We start from the raw sequence: 15,016 nt of genomic DNA on the forward strand, positions 1-15,016 counted from the left end.
AGAGTCCATCGGAGTGAGTGTCGAATAGTCCTCGGAGTGAGTGTCCAATTTCTTGGAGTGAGTGTCCAATTACTTCATTATGGAGTGAGTGTCCAATTACTTCATTATGGAGTGAGTGTCCAATTACTTCATTACTTGATTACTTGCCTAGTGTCCAAATTAAGGAATTAAGGTAAGGCGTTACAACAGGGTGGCGTTGACGCCCAAGGGTTCTGCTGCAGCCACGAGCGTCTTGTCGAGAGAGCAAAGGTTCAGGCCGTGGTTGTACGCAATTGCCAGGTGAAGGGCGTCGCCAGCGCGCAGCCCGGAGGTATGGGCGTCGGCGAAATGGGCAGCGGTGCGGTAGTCCATGGATGAGACCGACAGCGTCGAGAGAGATGATTCCCGTAACGCCGCAAATGCACCAAGCACGGTCGCCCTTTCACCGGGTGTTAGGATCGCCATGCGGACCTTCATGGACAGGGCGGCGGAGAACTCGGTCAGTACCCAATCACTGACGCGCAGCGAATCCGCGTCCTGTCGCGCCAGCCAATCCTGCATATCCTCGGTGCGAGGCTCTCGGGTGAGAGCTGCGACCAGAATGCTGGTGTCCAAATAGCGCATCAGTAGCGGGCGTCCTCGCGCATACGCCGGAGGAAGGTCTCATCCGTGAAGTTGCGCTGGGCATCCGTAACGGCGCGGAGGGCGGTTGCGTCAATGGGCTTTTTCGGTGCGGCGACGCTGGAAAGGCGCACCACGGCCTTGCCCCGCTTGGTGATCAGGATGGATTCACCTGCAGCGGCCCGCTCGGCAAGCTCGCTCAAGTGGGCCTTGGCGTTGGCGAGACTGATCGTCGACTCTGGCATTTGATGCTCTCATGACCATGTAGATGGTCATATTGTACCTCAATGGCAGCCGTGCCCGAAAGCGCGGGGGCCGGATTCGGGGCGTCCGGCTGGCTCTATCCGAGAATCCCCCCTTATGTCAAGAAAGTGGCTGTCCCGGGGTCCTGACACTGGCGTCAGCACCGGGTTGGCAACTCTGCCGGCACGGTCTGCGGTTGCGAACGATCTGAGTGTGGAATGGGGTTCTTCGCCCCAAAAACGTTCCCGCACGCCGCGAAGAGCAATCGGAGTGAGTGTCCAAGCGAACCGTGAACCGTGACGGTGTTCCTGCTGCGGAGGATGGCAGAGCGGGGTGCCGCGGTCCATCGGAGTGAGTGTCCCAACCTAGCCGCGCCCCGTGAGCCGCAAGCGGAAGAACCAAAAACACTGGCTGCCCCGGAGGAGCGGGTTGAGCGAGCGGATACGTCCAGCCTCCGGACGTATCCACCCTATGCTCGGTGACGACATACCTCTCTTAGTCGGTCAAGTCAGGGCAGGGGTCACCCTGTCCTGCCGTACGATGCACCGCGATGTTCAGAGTTACCTCGCTGACGTTCACGTTGGCCAGCGACACGGTCGACGATGTGTGGCCAGTAACCACCGCTGGCTCGGCTTGAGTTTCACAAATGGCATTTTGATTTCCCATGGCCAGTGTCATGATCCCTGCCCAGCTGTCCGTCCACTCTGAGGTGAAGCACGTGTACTTGTAGGTGAAGGTGTCTACTTGCTCGAAACTCGCGCACGAGGCCTCCTCGATCGACACGCCGGTCACATCGGTTTGGCCTTGAGTCGAGCTGCGCTCGATGATGCCACTGATCTTCGTGTTCTGGACCGGAGGTGCCTCCGACAGTGTGAAATCGTTCCCGGCCGAATCATCGCTCAGGCCCTCGAACTCATAATATAAGGGCTCTGCGATGTGGTTGGTGTTGATGCGTACGTACCCCGACCAGGAGACGCCGGTAAACCGGATCACGCAGGAATAGGCGCTGTTCTCGATCACGCATTGGCCGTTGTCAGCCACTACCTTGGTCGCTCCAAGGTCGAGCTCCCCATGGATAATGTCGCCGGCGATCGTGATCTCCTCGCTCTCGACCGGGGGCGAACCCACGGGCCAGATCGGGGGGCAGGCATACGACGAGCCTCGGCCCTCGGTCAGGCAGAAGCGCTTGCCCTGGTTGCCGACGAATAGGCCGTGCTCTGCGTCATAGGGATCGGGATACGCCCGCAGCTGTGCATAGCAATCCGAATCGTCCGGCTGGCCAGTAATCCTAACTACCAAGAAATCGTGGGAACCCAGAACTTCGCCGCTGAGAATGCCAACGGAGTAGTATACCGGCTCACCGTCTGCATCGATTTCCCCGATGTCCTCGAACCCCCTATATGTGCGGAGGCGGCCCAGCTGCGGGTGGCGGCTGGTGTCTTGAGAGGTGACCTCTGCTTCGGGGTCGCCAACGCAGAATTCGTCGTTCTGACCAATGCCGTCCGTTCGATAGATGTCAATGTTGCCGTGCCAGTCACCGCCGACATAACAGCGATACCAGAGGAATTGATACTTGATGTTGCTGTCCGGTGGGACGTTGCCGACGGCGAAGACGTTTTCGGCCGGGATGGTCGTTGTGCAATAGCCTTCCGCGGACACGATCATGCGTACCACGTCGGGGTCCGGGGATGCTCCCTTTATGAAAACGCGTCCCTCGATCGTCGAAAAGGCCGTTCCATCCTTGATCTCAAGCAACACGTCACCCGTGGCCTGATCGATCAGTTCCGTTGCGCCCGACGCGCCCGTATGGGTTCTCGTTCCGTCCCCGATTCCATCCGGGTTCACGTTCATGTCGCCCACGTCGGTATCAGGGCCGTAGCTTCGGCCCACGACTTGTTCCGCTCTGCCCGACGGCCCCGCGATCATGCCGCCCCCGGGGAGGCCACCCTCGGCAATGGCGGCGCTGAGGGTCGGATGGTCGCAGACGACTTCGGTCGTTACGTCCACCGAGTGCGAGGCGTTCTTGGCATCCACCCAGCTTGCGGTGACCTGTACTTGGTAGTGGTCTTCGCTTAGTTTTTTGATCTCGGTTTTTCGCTCGATGGACGCGTTGGCGAAAACTACGGGCTCCTCGGTGCCCTCAAAGCTGGCCTTGAGAGCGTCGCACTGGATCGTGCCCAGTGCCTGCGTGCGAATCTGCTCCGCGCGGGAAGCGGCGAATTGCACGGCTTCTGTGCGTGCCTTCGATTCTCCGGTGCTCGAAATCAGGTCGCCATAGAATCGCGCCAGTGCCAGCAACCCCAGCGACACGACCACGAGCGCGATCAATGCCTCCATCAGGGTTATGCCACGGATCCTGCCGAAAAGTCGGGTGTTCATTGAGCGATCCTCTTAAACAACTGCCTACGTACCGGAATTGTCCGCGTCCGGGAGACTCCAGTCGCGCCATGTGCCATACATCCCAACCCGCCGACCCTGGCTGCCGGCGCCGGCCAATGCGAGGGGATCGTAAATAATGGATGGGTTGCCGGAGAACGATTCGGTCACGCCCTCGATGATCATCGACCCGAAAAACATTGGAGTACCGTGGACCTGGCTCAGGTTTCCAGTGACGTACAGCACGCCGAAAAACTGAATGTTCCCGGTGGAGCGCAGGTCTCCATCGATCACGAGCACCAGGGGGTTTTCTCGGGTGCCGATATCGTCTGACAGGCTGACTGCGCCACCTTCACCATCGATCCAGACGACCTGGCCGCCCATCTCCGGAAGTTTGTCCACATCGTCCTTGCTGAGCTCGGTGGCGATGTCGGCCTTGTACTCGTCCTTTGGCAGGCCCATGAAGTACTCGAAGAACTGTTCCGGAGTCAACGAACCCAGCGTGGGGTCGTCTGGAATCACATCACCGCCAGTGCCCATGTGCATGCTGGTTCGGCAAATGTATTCCCGTTCAGGATCGTTGGCTTGCTGTGATCCACATTGTGCAGGAAGGTTCTCGAGATCGGGTTCGCGGCCATCCGATGGATTGAATTCGGGGTTGCGGGTGAAGGTGTTGCCCGGGTTGCCGGCAACCTCGAGGGCGCCGCCCGACCAGATGGTGAGATCGTGGAACAGATTGTAAACCCGGGCATTTCCATAGGTATTGGCGGAGCCACGGGACACGAATGGTGCGTTTGGCTGACCGCCCAGGGAAGGCCCTGCCAGCACCTCCATTTTAGCCAGGCTCCGGGCGGACAGGTCGTCACTCCAGCCACAGGCATAAATGAGAACGTGGCGGGTATCGCCCGGGGTGAAATCCGTATGGTTGAACGGGGCGGCATCCCAATGCGCGGGACACGGCGGTGGGCGCTCGGCGCCTGGGTCGCTGGCGACATCGGTTTCGGGGTGGTCCATTGCGGGTGCCCAGAAGCGGCACCGGTACGGGGGCTGATCCTCGCCGACATCGGGATCGCAGGGAAGGGCGGAAGGATCGTTGCCTCCCTGCTGCAGATAGGCAACTGCAGTCTCCAGAGCTGTCTGTGCCGCGGCGGCCGCTTGTTTCGCCCGGACTTCGTTGGCAGCCATGCGCTGCTCCATGAACGCGGTGTTGGCGGTGAATACCACCATCACCGTCACGGTGAGCAGAATGAAGACTGCAACCAGCAGGGCTGCCGCGCCTGTCGAGCGAGCGCGGAGCGGGGGCGGGAGGCTGGTTCTACGCATGTCCGTACTCCGGATAGGGGCGGTTGTCAGGGGTCTCGATGACGGTAGATCCGGTTGTTGCGGATCTTGACCGACTCGACCAGTTCGAGTGTGGCGTCAGGGTCCGTGACATGATGTCCTTCGATGAGCACATTGATCCGCCGGCTTTCCGCCAGAATGTCGCCATCGTTGACTTCGTATCCGCTGGCGACCGAATCGATGCACGCAGGCGTTACCGAATCAGCCGTGGTGATGCTCCATTCATGATGGTTGTCGTCGGCGTCGACCGCTGTGGCGTTGAAGCAACGAGAGCCAGTGGTGGAGAAGCGCAGGTCGTCGACCGCCACGACATCGCGGTCCGTCAGGGAGATCCAGTTCGCGTTTCCGGGGCAGGTAGTGGTTTGCTTGACGGTGGTGTCATCCAGCATCTGGATCTCGTCATTCGAGAGCCGGTACCCGTAGACCCAGGGCGAGTCGGAGTCGGTCAGAAAGTATTCGTCCGCGGTTGTCCAGCGCCAAGGGGGCGGAGGCGGATCCATCGCTTCGAAAGTCGGTTCGTAACTGAACATGATGCAGGTGCGATCGCTCAGGATGTTCACGTCGCGGATGCCGCCGGCGGTTGAGTCGCGGTTCGTGAATGGGTTTGGGTTGTCCGGCATCGCGTCCGAGCCGACCCTGATGCGGCCCGCATGGCCCCAGAACCCGGCCCGTTTCAAGTCATTTACGATGAAATCCATCGCGACCCGCAGTTCCTGGTTCAGGCGAGCTTCACGAACGGTGTGGTTGCTTCCCGTCAGCGTAACGAGGAATATCGCCAGTACGCCGGCAATCACGATCAAGCCGACGACGATCCCAACCATTAGTTCGACAAGCGTGAAGCCACGTTGCGCCGCGTGTGCTCGAGCGTGAGCGGTTCCGCTGGCTGCTACGGGTGGATGGGGCTGGTTCCTGATCGTTCCTGGTGACATGGTCATGAATCCCTACTCGGTTTGGATTCGGCCGAGCCGGTTGACGGTAGCAGTGCGGGTACGGCCGCGCGGGGATTCGACTCTGAGTGTCGTATTCTCGCCGGCGGTCACGGTGCCGCGCACGTAGTTGAACTGGATGCGTGCGGTTTCGACTTCGGGATCGTTGTTGATCAGTAGCTGGATGGAGGGGAACTGGTCGCTGGCGATTCGCTTCACACTCCTGAACGGTGTTCCGTCGTCGTCATCCACCGCCGCAATCAGCCAGCACGAATCGTCGTCTTCGACAGGTAGGCTGATTGCGGCGCTCTGGCAGTCGCAGCCGGCCGGGTCCGTGGTGATCCCGAGGCACCAGCCAAGTCCGTCCGCGTCGCCGCGATCGACCACCACGAACATGTCGCGAGATTGCTTGATGGCCTCGGTGCGAGCGTACTGAATCTGTTCGTAGATACCCTGTGCCGCCCCGGCCAGACGCCGGTTTTCGAGCAGGCTGTTGAGCGCTGGCGCGGCAAGCGTGATCAGGATCACCAGCACCGCGATGGTGATCATCAGCTCGATCAGGGTGATTCCGAGGTATGTGCGTGCGGACGCCATCGATCCGTTCCTGGACGAGGGAAGCGGTGGTTTTGCTGTCACCATGGCCCGAGTATAGTGAGGCGAACACGGCGGCGGCAGCTTCGGGCCTACCGTTCGGCGGTTTTGTCCGACCGGTCGAGGAATGAGGGATATGAAGCGTCATGGATGTGCTGAAATTCTGGTGTAGGCATCCGAATTCGATGCAGGGCTGGCGGTTGTCCACGAGGCATAGGGCGGGAACGGTGGCAATGATGCGTACGGCAAGAGGCTTCACGTTGATCGAGCTGATGATCGTGGTCGTGGTGGTGGCAATTCTCGCTGCGATCGCATATCCCAGCTATCTGGACTACATACGGAAGTCGAAACGGGCGGATGCACACACGGCGCTGTTGCGCGTGCAGCTCGAGCAGGAGAAGTTCCGGGTCAGCAATCCAGCTTATGCGGCAAACATGGATGCGCTTGACGCGTTGGCGGGCTGGAAGTCCGGCGACGTGTTCCTGTCGCCGGACGAGCACTACGAGGTCGATATCGTCGATGGAAGCGCGAGCGCGACGGCGTTCACCGTCAGGGCTACGGGGCTAGGCACCCAAGTCCAGGATACGGGTTGTACCGAGATCCGTCTCGTGGTTGCGGCAGGCGAGGAGGATCGGGAGCCGGCCAACTGCTGGTAGTGGCTGACGCTCGACCGCGGGCGGGGGGAGTTCACAAGGGGAGCAGCAATCGGAAGGCGCCGAAGTAGTGGGGTGCCCGGTTCTCAGGTCTTGCCCGCACCGAGTGCAGCCGCCGAGCTCTCGAACAGACTGATAAGCGGCGCGCCATACGTTCAGGGAAGGTCCCGCAATTGGTTTCGAACCTTGCGTAATTTCCGGCGACTGATGGGCACCGGCTCGAGCCCATCGTGGAAGAGCAGGCGGTGATCGGCTGAGGAACGGTGTTCGATGCCGGCGATTGCGTTTTTCACCGCCAGACAAGAGCGGTGAATGCGTAGGAGTTGACTTTGGAAACGCTCTTCCAGTTCATGCAGGCGCAGGTCGACGAATCCCTCCAATGACGCTGAGCGTGCGATCACGTAGCCCTGTTCCGCGGCGAAGTAGTCGATTTCGTCCAGGCGGACGAGGCGTTCCAGTCGTCCGATCGTCAGGCGCAGGAGTGGATTTCTGCCCGCATCCACGTTCCTCCGTTCGGTAGCGCGCTCGAGGGCGCGTTGAAGCCGCTCACGGCGAACCGGTTTCAACACGTAATCGCTTACCGCGACGTCGAACGCGCGTACGGCGTGTTCAGCGTGGGCGGTGACCAGCACCACTGGAATGCCGGGATGTTGCTGCTTCATTCGCACGGTGAGCGCGAGGCCGTCGCTTCCGGGCATCTCGATATCCAGAAGCACGACGTCTGGGTGGCTGTCGCGGCACGCCTGTTCGACCTCATTACCGTGGGCAGCCTCGGAGCAGACCATGTGCCCCAGTTCCCGAATCAAGTCTCTGAGGCGGGTTCGGGCTAGGGGTTCATCGTCCGCAATCAGAATGCGCAGCTTCATGGTTGGTGTCGGAATTTTCCTGCGTCAGGGGGAGGGTGACCGTTGCCTCGAAGGTGTCGGTCTTGTGCGTCACTTCCACGCGAGCTTTGCTGCCGAAACAGTGCTTCAGGCGCGCGCGGGCCTCTGCTCCCGCGGTTCCCGTGCCCCGCCCCGTATTCTCGCCGACGGTGTTGCCAATCCGGATCGATACCCAACGGCTGCCGGGCTGCACCTTGATCCATAGGCACCCGCCCTGGCGTTCCGGCGCGATGCCGTGCTGGATCGCATTTTCCACCAGCGGCAGGAGAACCAAGGATGGTACACGCAGGTTCAGGGCTGGGTGATCGGGTACGTCCCACTCCAGCAGCAGACGATCTCCGAAGCGGGTCTGCTCGATCGCGAGGTAGGCGTGGACGAGGTCGAGTTCCGTAGCCAACGGGTGGTCGGCACCGGTCGCGAAGGTGACGCGGAAAAGGTCGGCCAAATCCAAGGTCACTTGCTCCGCCCGCGCGGGATCGGAACGACATAAGCTGGCAATGGTATTCATGCTGTTGAATAGGAAGTGTGGCCGCACCCGCGCGCGCAAGGCCTGCTCGCGGGCTTGGGCAACCATCCGGGTTTCCTGCTGCCAGGCCGCGATCAGATAGAAATAACGGGTGGCAATCACGCTCAGCAGGGCTGCAACCGCGATCACCCGCAGCCGGCTGTGGCTGTCTGCGAGCATGACTTGCTCGGCGCCGAGGTGGACGAGCGCGGTGTTGACTACCGGGAGTAGGGTTGGAAGGCTGACCTGCAGGAGTAGTCCCCGTGTGCGTAGCCAAGATTGGATGGCGCAAAGCAGCAGCAGGCTGGTGAATGCGACCCACGCCATAAATATCAACACGGGGGCTGCCGTGAGGAGGGGGTCGCCTTCTCTACCTTGCAGCAGCACGACCACCAGGGACAGCGGGACTACCAGCATCAAGGTTCGCAAAACCGTTTCGCCCGAGCAGAAGTCCGGCAATACCGGCGTCGCGATGGCCGGTGTTCTCTCGCCGGTGCGCGTGGTCTCCGATCGCTCCATGCCCGTTTTCCCCCTGGGGCGCTGTGCGCCTGCGCGCCCGTCCCGTGAATCTAGCGCATTTGCCGCGTTCAGGCAGGGTGCCGATCCGGATTCCGGGGATGCTGTATCATGGTAGCAACGCTACCGGAGTGAGAGCGCATGCACAGCACCACTCAAGACCCGGACAAGTTTCGACGCTATCGCGAGCGCCTCAAGGCCAAGGGTTTGCGCCAGATTCACCTCTGGGTACCGGATACCGCGAGCCCGCGGTTCCAGCAGGAGCTTCGCCGGCAACTGGCGTTGGTCGAGGCCAGCACTGAAGACCGCGAAACCCTGGAGTTCATTGAGGCAGCGGCGGATTGGTCGGATTGATGCGCCGTGGTGATATCGTGACCGTTGCGGCTCCTGGAGCATACGGTAAACCGAGGCCGGCGGTGGTGATCCAGGGGGACTCCCTGAATCAGGCTGACCCGAGTAGCACGATCGTGGCGCTGATGACCAGTGCACCCGTGGACGCGCCTCTGCTCCGGTTGACGGTTCCGGCGAACGAGGAGACCGGTCTGCGAACGACAAGCCAGGTTCAGGTGAACCGCATTCTGACCCTGCCTGTAGCCAAGGTGGGGCAGACGATCGGGCGCTTGAACGATCGGCAGATGGTCGAACTGAATCGTTTGCTGGCGGTGGTCATCGGCTTGACGTGAACTCGGAGTGGGCCGTCCCGGTTGGGTGGTGGGTAGGCGCGACGGTGCTCCATGATCACGGCGATTTCGGGGTCGGACCAAGACAACCCATTATGAATGGAGCACGGATTTTCGATGGCAAGTGCGTTGATGCATCGGCTGGATACCCCGGATCTGCTCGATCTGCAGCAGCAGGCGGCGGACGCCGCCGGGGTTCCGGTGGGTTTTCAGGACCGGAGCAGGGACGGCATTCCCGTTCCCGAGCTGCGGGTCATTCCGGCGGGTGAGTTCGAGATCGGCTCGGACGCTTCCGAGTACGGCCACAAGGACACCGAGTCGCCACGCCGGTTCGTGCTGATCGAGCGGCCGTTCGCGCTGGGGCGCTATCCGGTGACGAAGGCCGAGTTCGCGGCCTTTCAGCAGGCGACGGGCTGGGTGCCGCGCCGCGACGTGATCTGGCCGAAGGGTGACCAACAGCCGGTGTTCAACCTGCGCCTCGCCGATGTCGAGGCCTACCTGGAGTGGCTCAGCGCGCAGGCCGGTCAGCGCTATCGCCTGCCCACCGAGGCCGAGTGGGAGTTCGCGGCGCGCGCGGGCACGCGCACCGCGTTCGCTTTCGGCGATGCCGTGGGGTGCCGGGACGTGCACTTCAACTCCCTGTTCCCGTACGACGAGCGGCGCGAACGCCGCAAGTGGTACATCCCGTTGTGCATTCCGTTGCCGCGCGCGATGGATGTCGGCAGCTTCCCGCCGAACCGCTGGGGCCTGCACGACATGCATGGCAACGTGCAGGAGTTCACGCAGACGCCCTGGCGGGACAGCCATGCCGACCTGCCGCGCGATGGTGTCTACCGCCGCCGCCCCGACGATGAATGGCTGGTGGTGAAGGGCGGCTCCTGGTTCGATCCCGCGGTGGCCTGCCGCAGCGCTTCCCGCCGGCGCCGGCACATTACCGAGATGGATACCAACCTGGGGTTCCGCGTGCTGCGCGAACTCCGCTCGGGCACCCGCACCCGGTAGGTCGCGCTGCCTGCGCACCAACGCTGTGAACGATGGATGGGGCCATTGCAGCGCCCGGCGGCTATAGCCAGCGGGCGAGCCAGAGCCTGAAGCGCAGTTCCAGCGGGGGTGCGTAGCCCTGCTTGCGGAAGACGATCTCGCCATCGCGATCGATGATGAACGTGCTGGGCACCGCGCGCACGCCGTAGGTCCGGGCCAGGTCGCCGCCGGGGTCGTTGACCACTGCCAGCTTGCGCTCCCGCTCGGTCAGGTGCGCCTCCACCTCGGCCTCGCTGCCGGACTGCATCGCGACGGTCAGCACCGGGTGGCTGCGGCTCAGGCGCAGAATCTCGCCCTCTTCCAGCCGGCAGATCGGGCACCAGGTGGCCCAGAAGTGCAGCAGCATCGGCTCGTCTGCGAAGTGGGCGAGGCTGACCGGCGTACCGTCGAGCAACTGCGCTTCGAAGGCCGGGGCGGGTCCTTGTGCCAGATCGCGCGCGATCCAGGCGCGCACCAGCAGCACGACCCCGATGACGATCGCGATCTCGAGTACCCAGCGCCAAACGGGGCGGCGTTTCTTGACTGCAGTGTTCATGGTCGCCTCAAGGATGCCTGGCTATGCCCGGTCCTGACTATCACGAAACCTCCTCAGCCAGGGTGGCACTGCTCTGCGTCGGTCGTCATTGCGAGCTTAACGTGAAAGAACCCGCGCGCGCGTCCGGGGTGACCTGTAGGGCGGAAAAGCGCAGCGTCATCCGCCGCTCGCGGCGTTCGCGCCTCCCCGGCGCCTGCGGCGACCCGGGCGCCGGATGGCGGATGACGGCCTTCGGCCTTTTCCGCCCTACGCCTACGCCTCTTTCATCATCGGGGGTGGCTGCTGGCCATGACAGTTAGCGTGTCCGCGGATCTCCCGGGCTGGCGACAGGAACGCTGCCGGCGAGCGGGAGTCGTAGTATCATGAAACCGTAATGATAATCGCAACCCGGGTTGCCCCGGTCCGGCGATCCGGGAGGTTTCCGCTCCGCCGGCTGCCGGTGGCGCGTGTGTGCAGAGGATCCCGATGGCACTGGCAGAAGCCACCTACGATGTACCGCGAACCGCGGCGATTACCGCGGCCCGGCCGCAGCTGGGCGACGCGGAACGCGCGGCGCTGGTGGCGCGCATCAAGCGCCTGCTAAAGGAGCGCGACGCGGTGCTGGTCGCGCATTACTATGTCGATTCGTCGCTGCAGCAGGTCGCCGAGGAAACCGGCGGTTGCGTCGCGGATTCGCTCGAGATGGCGCGTTTCGGCAAGGAACACGCGGCGGGCACGCTGGTCGTGGCGGGCGTGCGCTTCATGGGCGAGACCGCCAAGATCCTCAGCCCGGAGAAGCGCGTGCTGATGCCGACCCTCGAGGCCGAGTGTTCGCTCGATCTCGGCTGTCCGGCGGACGCGTTCCAGCGGTTCTGCGAACAACACCCCGGGCGTACGGTGGTGGTGTATTCGAATACCTCGGTTGCGGTGAAGGCGCTGGCCGATTTCGTGGTGACCTCCAGTATCGCCGTACCGCTGGTGGAACACCTGCGCGACCAGGGAAAGAAGATTCTCTGGGCTCCGGACCGGCATCTGGGCGACTACATCCGCCGTGAGACCGGCGCCGACATGATGCTCTGGGAGGGTTCCTGCGTGGTGCACGACGAGTTCCGCTCGCGTGAACTGGAGAATCTGCGCAAGGCGCATCCGGCGGCGGCGGTGCTGGTGCACCCGGAGTCGCCGCGCGAGGTGATTCTGCAGGCCGACGTGGTCGGTTCCACCAGCCAGTTGATCGCCGCGGTGCGTGAACGCCGGGAATCGGAATTCATCGTCGCGACCGACAACCGCATTTTCTACAAGATGCAGCAGGCGGCGCCGGGCAAGCGGCTGATCGAGGCCCCGACCGGAGGCCACAGCGCCACCTGTCACAGCTGCGCGCATTGCCCGTGGATGGCGATGAACGACTTGAGCAGTCTCGCCGATACGCTGGAGCACTGCAGCCACGAGATCTTCGTCGACGAGGCTGAGCGGGTGAAGGCGCTGACCGCGACGCAGCGCATGCTCGATTTCGCTGCCGCGCACCGCCGCCGCGTCGTCGGCGACGCGTAGGCCGCACGGGCTTTTCTGGAGTTGTCTGCAATGTACAAACGCCCTGCGCGCCTGTTGGTGGCCGCGCTGACCGACGACGGTCGGGCGCGGCTGGTGGAGCGGTTTGCGTGCCAGCCGGTGCTTGCGCAATGGCTGGAGGTGCGTTCTGCCGCATCCATGCGCCGGTTGGATAGGGCAGACCTGGAGTGGGCGGACCTGCTGGTCGCGGTCGACGATGCGGCTGCGCGGGCGTTCCCGAGCGAACGCCCCGCGACCTGTCATCTGAGGCGCTGGCGGTTGCCCGCTGCGGGTGCGCCCAGCGTCGAGGCCGCCGCGGCCTCGGCGCTGAACTGCATCGTCGGCGGTATGCGCATGCTTGCGCGGATGGATGCAGCCGACTGATCCCGATGGCGGCCTGGGCCCCGGCCTGCCGGACGGTGTGGCCCGGATGCGGAGTCGGGAATGCGGCCTTCAGGCCTCGCGGTGGAGCTTCTCGGCGATTTCCAGCCACAACTGTTCGAAGGCCTGGGTCGCACGCGCCCGCGGCTGGTGGACCGGCAGCGGCGCGCGGTGGCGTCCCATCGCTTCCACTGCCGCGGCGTAGGGTATGGCCGTGGCCAGCAGGTTCGGGATCTCGTCGCGCAGCGCGATCCCGCCCTCACGATGCTGCTTGCGCCGATTGTCGACCATCGACAGGAACGGGTAGAGCTTTACCCGCCGGATCTTCTCGCCCTGGAGGAACCCGACCATCTGTTCGTAGCTGCGCAGCGACAGTTGCGAGGGGATGATCGGCACCGCGATCAGGTCGGCGGCGTGGAACAGGTTCTCGGTGACGGTGGAGAAGCTGGGCGGGCAATCCAGCACCACCAGATCGAACTCGGGTTCGAAGGCCTTCAAGAGCCTGCGTACCTGGAACGCGGGGTGTTCGGCCTTGCGCAGGTACTGGTCGAGATGGCGGTTGTCGAAATCGGCCGGCAGGCAGGACAGGCGCGGCCAGGCGGTGGCCTGCACCGAGTCGGTCCAGTCCCGCTTGCCGCGCGCGAGCTTCTTCACGCTGCCCTGCACGCCCGCTTCCAGCCCCAGGTACCAGGTTGCCGCAGCCTGGGGGTCGAGATCCCAGAGCAGTGTCTTCCAGCCGTACTGCGCCGCGAGGTAGGCGAGGTTCACGGCGCTGGCGGTCTTGCCGACGCCACCCTTGAGGTTGTAGATCGCGAGTGTTTTCAACGGGGGCTTCCGTCGCGGCTGCCGTTGCGCACCAGGGTACCCCTACCGCCTGCGGCCTGGGCGGGCCGAGCGGGCCGTGCCGCGCCCGGCGTCATCGGGGGTGGTCCCGGGGCGGGCTTTCGGCAACGGATGCGGCATATCGGTCGGCGAGGTGGCACTGGTACAGGGCCCAGACCCGCGGGGCAATCGCGCCGCGGCTCCCCGGGTAGGTGAGGCGGTCGTGGATCAGCTGGTGCAGATCCTCGCATTCGGTGTTGACCAGGGTGCCGTCGACTGCGTGGAAAATCAGCACGCGGGTACCGCGCCCGGCGATCGGCAGCAGGGCCCCGATGATGCCGGTATCGTTCAGTCCGGGGCTGGCGCGTGGATCGCCGTCCTCCCAGGGCGGGCGGATCAGGCTGCCGAGCAGTTCCTGGTAGGTGTCGGCACACGCGACGCAGATCTCGCCGGCTCGCGGCCCCGGCACCCCTGCGAGGGCGGCCTGGATCTGCGGGTCGGGCAGAAGCATCCGGCGTTCGTTCAGGCGCTGCCGGTTGTGCTCCCCGGTGGGCAGCAGCCGCGGCACGGCCGTGCGGCACGAGTGGCAGGTCCAGGAAGCGATCCTGGGGCCTTGCAGGACGTTGCTCGGCGGCATGGCGTCGGTCCGGGGCGGCAGCCGTGGGCCGCTGTGGTCTGGCACGGGTTCCGGACGGTCAGCCGTAGTAGTCGGGTTCGTTGCCCGGCTTCCACTTGATGTTGCACCCGAGGCTCGCCTTCTGGTCGGCGGGAATCGCATGCCCGGCGAGCAGCGCGTCGGTGGCCGCGCGCAGGTCGTTGCCGGTGACCGGGGTATCGCTGCCCGGCCGGGCGGCGTCGAACTGGCCACGGTAGACCAGCTTGCGGTTGGCATCGAACAGGTACAGGTCGGGGGTGCAGGCGGCCTGGTAGGCCTTGGCGACCGACTGGTCCTCGTCCAGGCAATACGGGAAGGTGTAGCCGAACCGGCGTGCGTCGTCGCGCATCGCGTCGGGCCCGTCTTCCGGGTGGGCCTGGATGTCGTTGGAGTTGATCGCGATGACCGCGATGCCCCGTTCCGAGTATTCGCGTCCGTACCGCGCGAATTCGTGGCGGATGAGCTGCACGAACGGGCAATGGTTGCAGATGAATGCGATCATGAAGCCCTTCGCATCCGGGAAGTCGTCCAGACCGATGGGGTTGCCGGAGACGACGTCGGGCAGGCGGAAGTTCGGGGCTTCGGTGCCCAGGTCGATCATCTGCGAGGGTGTACGTGCCATGGGTACTCCGCGGTCATGGTTGCCAGGAAACCCCGATTATACGTTCGGACGCGGTCGCGGGCCCGTGCCCGCCGGAAAACGCGGTGATTGGTACGGGAGCCTTGAAACCCCCGCAGCGCGC

Annotated in this window: 18 protein-coding genes and 1 pseudogene; 7 read left to right on the forward strand and 12 right to left on the reverse strand. The window is 63.7% G+C overall.

Translation table 11 applies throughout. The features are described from left to right. Positions 1–180: 180 nt before the first annotated feature. From THITH_RS02175 to THITH_RS02200, 6 genes are all read right to left on the reverse strand, one after another. A complete protein-coding gene (locus THITH_RS02175; protein WP_006746147.1) occupies positions 181–603 on the reverse strand; it encodes a type II toxin-antitoxin system VapC family toxin in 423 nt (140 codons plus the stop codon). Further along, complete coding sequence (locus THITH_RS02180; RefSeq protein ID WP_006746146.1) at positions 603–845, reverse strand: type II toxin-antitoxin system Phd/YefM family antitoxin; 243 nt, start codon at positions 843–845, stop codon at positions 603–605. Before THITH_RS02180 ends, THITH_RS02175 begins: the two co-directional genes overlap by 1 nt. A 493-nt stretch (positions 846–1,338) precedes the next feature. Next, positions 1,339–3,222 (reverse strand): type IV pilus modification PilV family protein, encoded by a 1,884-nt coding sequence (locus THITH_RS02185; RefSeq protein ID WP_006746145.1) that lies wholly within the window; start codon positions 3,220–3,222, stop codon positions 1,339–1,341. Positions 3,223–3,246: 24 nt separating this feature from the next. Continuing rightward, positions 3,247–4,542 carry a pilus assembly PilX family protein gene (locus tag THITH_RS02190; protein ID WP_006746144.1) on the reverse strand — a complete coding sequence of 432 codons (1,296 nt, stop codon included), beginning with the start codon at positions 4,540–4,542 and terminating at the stop codon, positions 3,247–3,249. Between the two features lie 26 nt (positions 4,543–4,568). Then, complete coding sequence (locus tag THITH_RS02195) at positions 4,569–5,495, reverse strand: PilW family protein (RefSeq protein WP_084222599.1); 927 nt, start codon at positions 5,493–5,495, stop codon at positions 4,569–4,571. Positions 5,496–5,501: 6 nt separating this feature from the next. Then, entirely contained in the window at positions 5,502–6,035 is a 534-nt protein-coding gene (locus THITH_RS02200) for a pilus assembly FimT family protein (protein WP_198019459.1), read from the reverse strand. A gap of 275 nt (positions 6,036–6,310) precedes the next feature. On the opposite strand from THITH_RS02200, the gene THITH_RS02205 reads away from it, so the two are divergent. Beyond that, the gene (locus tag THITH_RS02205) at positions 6,311–6,733 is read left to right on the forward strand and encodes a type IV pilin protein (RefSeq protein ID WP_006746141.1); all 423 of its coding nucleotides are present in this window, start codon (positions 6,311–6,313) and stop codon (positions 6,731–6,733) included. 152 nt (positions 6,734–6,885) lie between these two features. On the opposite strand, the gene THITH_RS02210 is transcribed toward THITH_RS02205, so the two are convergent. Continuing rightward, entirely contained in the window at positions 6,886–7,596 is a 711-nt protein-coding gene (locus THITH_RS02210) for a LytR/AlgR family response regulator transcription factor (protein WP_006746140.1), read from the reverse strand. After that, complete coding sequence (locus THITH_RS02215; protein WP_006746139.1) at positions 7,565–8,638, reverse strand: sensor histidine kinase; 1,074 nt, start codon at positions 8,636–8,638, stop codon at positions 7,565–7,567. Before THITH_RS02215 ends, THITH_RS02210 begins: the two co-directional genes overlap by 32 nt. A 138-nt stretch (positions 8,639–8,776) precedes the next feature. Between THITH_RS02215 and THITH_RS02220 the strand changes: the two genes are divergently transcribed. From THITH_RS02220 to THITH_RS02230, 3 genes are all read left to right on the forward strand, one after another. Then, positions 8,777–8,989 (forward strand): antitoxin MazE family protein, encoded by a 213-nt coding sequence (locus THITH_RS02220; RefSeq protein WP_006746138.1) that lies wholly within the window; start codon positions 8,777–8,779, stop codon positions 8,987–8,989. Continuing rightward, on the forward strand, positions 8,989–9,318 hold the full coding sequence (locus tag THITH_RS02225) for a type II toxin-antitoxin system PemK/MazF family toxin (RefSeq protein ID WP_025367201.1): 330 nt from the start codon (positions 8,989–8,991) through the stop codon (positions 9,316–9,318). The genes THITH_RS02220 and THITH_RS02225 overlap by 1 nt, the downstream gene beginning before the upstream one ends. Positions 9,319–9,432: 114 nt before the next feature. Then, positions 9,433–10,317, forward strand: a complete 885-nt coding sequence (locus tag THITH_RS02230; RefSeq protein ID WP_006746136.1) for a formylglycine-generating enzyme family protein — start codon at positions 9,433–9,435, stop codon at positions 10,315–10,317. Between the two features lie 61 nt (positions 10,318–10,378). Here the strand turns inward: THITH_RS02230 and THITH_RS02235 are convergent, their stop codons facing one another. Continuing rightward, positions 10,379–10,891, reverse strand: coding sequence for a protein disulfide oxidoreductase (locus tag THITH_RS02235; protein ID WP_006746135.1), 513 nt, complete (start codon positions 10,889–10,891; stop codon positions 10,379–10,381). Positions 10,892–10,992: 101 nt separating this feature from the next. Between THITH_RS02235 and THITH_RS19640 the strand changes: the two are divergent. The 3 genes and pseudogenes from THITH_RS19640 to THITH_RS02245 all read left to right on the forward strand — a co-directional run bounded on the left by THITH_RS19640 (position 10,993) and on the right by THITH_RS02245 (position 12,799). Beyond that, positions 10,993–11,183: pseudogene (locus THITH_RS19640) on the forward strand (hypothetical protein). 173 nt (positions 11,184–11,356) lie between these two features. Then, positions 11,357–12,418 carry a quinolinate synthase NadA gene (gene nadA / locus THITH_RS02240; RefSeq protein ID WP_006746134.1) on the forward strand — a complete coding sequence of 354 codons (1,062 nt, stop codon included), beginning with the start codon at positions 11,357–11,359 and terminating at the stop codon, positions 12,416–12,418. Between the two features lie 30 nt (positions 12,419–12,448). Beyond that, positions 12,449–12,799 carry a hypothetical protein gene (locus tag THITH_RS02245; RefSeq protein ID WP_006746133.1) on the forward strand — a complete coding sequence of 117 codons (351 nt, stop codon included), beginning with the start codon at positions 12,449–12,451 and terminating at the stop codon, positions 12,797–12,799. Positions 12,800–12,868: 69 nt separating this feature from the next. Here THITH_RS02245 and THITH_RS02250 read toward each other — a convergent pair whose 3' ends face one another. From THITH_RS02250 to THITH_RS02260, 3 genes are all read right to left on the reverse strand, one after another. Continuing rightward, positions 12,869–13,621, reverse strand: a complete 753-nt coding sequence (locus THITH_RS02250) for a ParA family protein (RefSeq protein WP_006746132.1) — start codon at positions 13,619–13,621, stop codon at positions 12,869–12,871. Between the two features lie 91 nt (positions 13,622–13,712). Next, a complete protein-coding gene (locus THITH_RS02255; protein WP_006746131.1) occupies positions 13,713–14,255 on the reverse strand; it encodes a hypothetical protein in 543 nt (180 codons plus the stop codon). 58 nt (positions 14,256–14,313) lie between these two features. Beyond that, positions 14,314–14,895, reverse strand: coding sequence for a thioredoxin family protein (locus THITH_RS02260; protein ID WP_006746130.1), 582 nt, complete (start codon positions 14,893–14,895; stop codon positions 14,314–14,316). Between the last annotated feature and the right edge of the window lie 121 nt (positions 14,896–15,016).

The sequence above is a fragment of the Thioalkalivibrio paradoxus ARh 1 genome, from assembly GCF_000227685.2.
GTDB classification, from domain to species: domain Bacteria; phylum Pseudomonadota; class Gammaproteobacteria; order Ectothiorhodospirales; family Ectothiorhodospiraceae; genus Thioalkalivibrio; species Thioalkalivibrio paradoxus.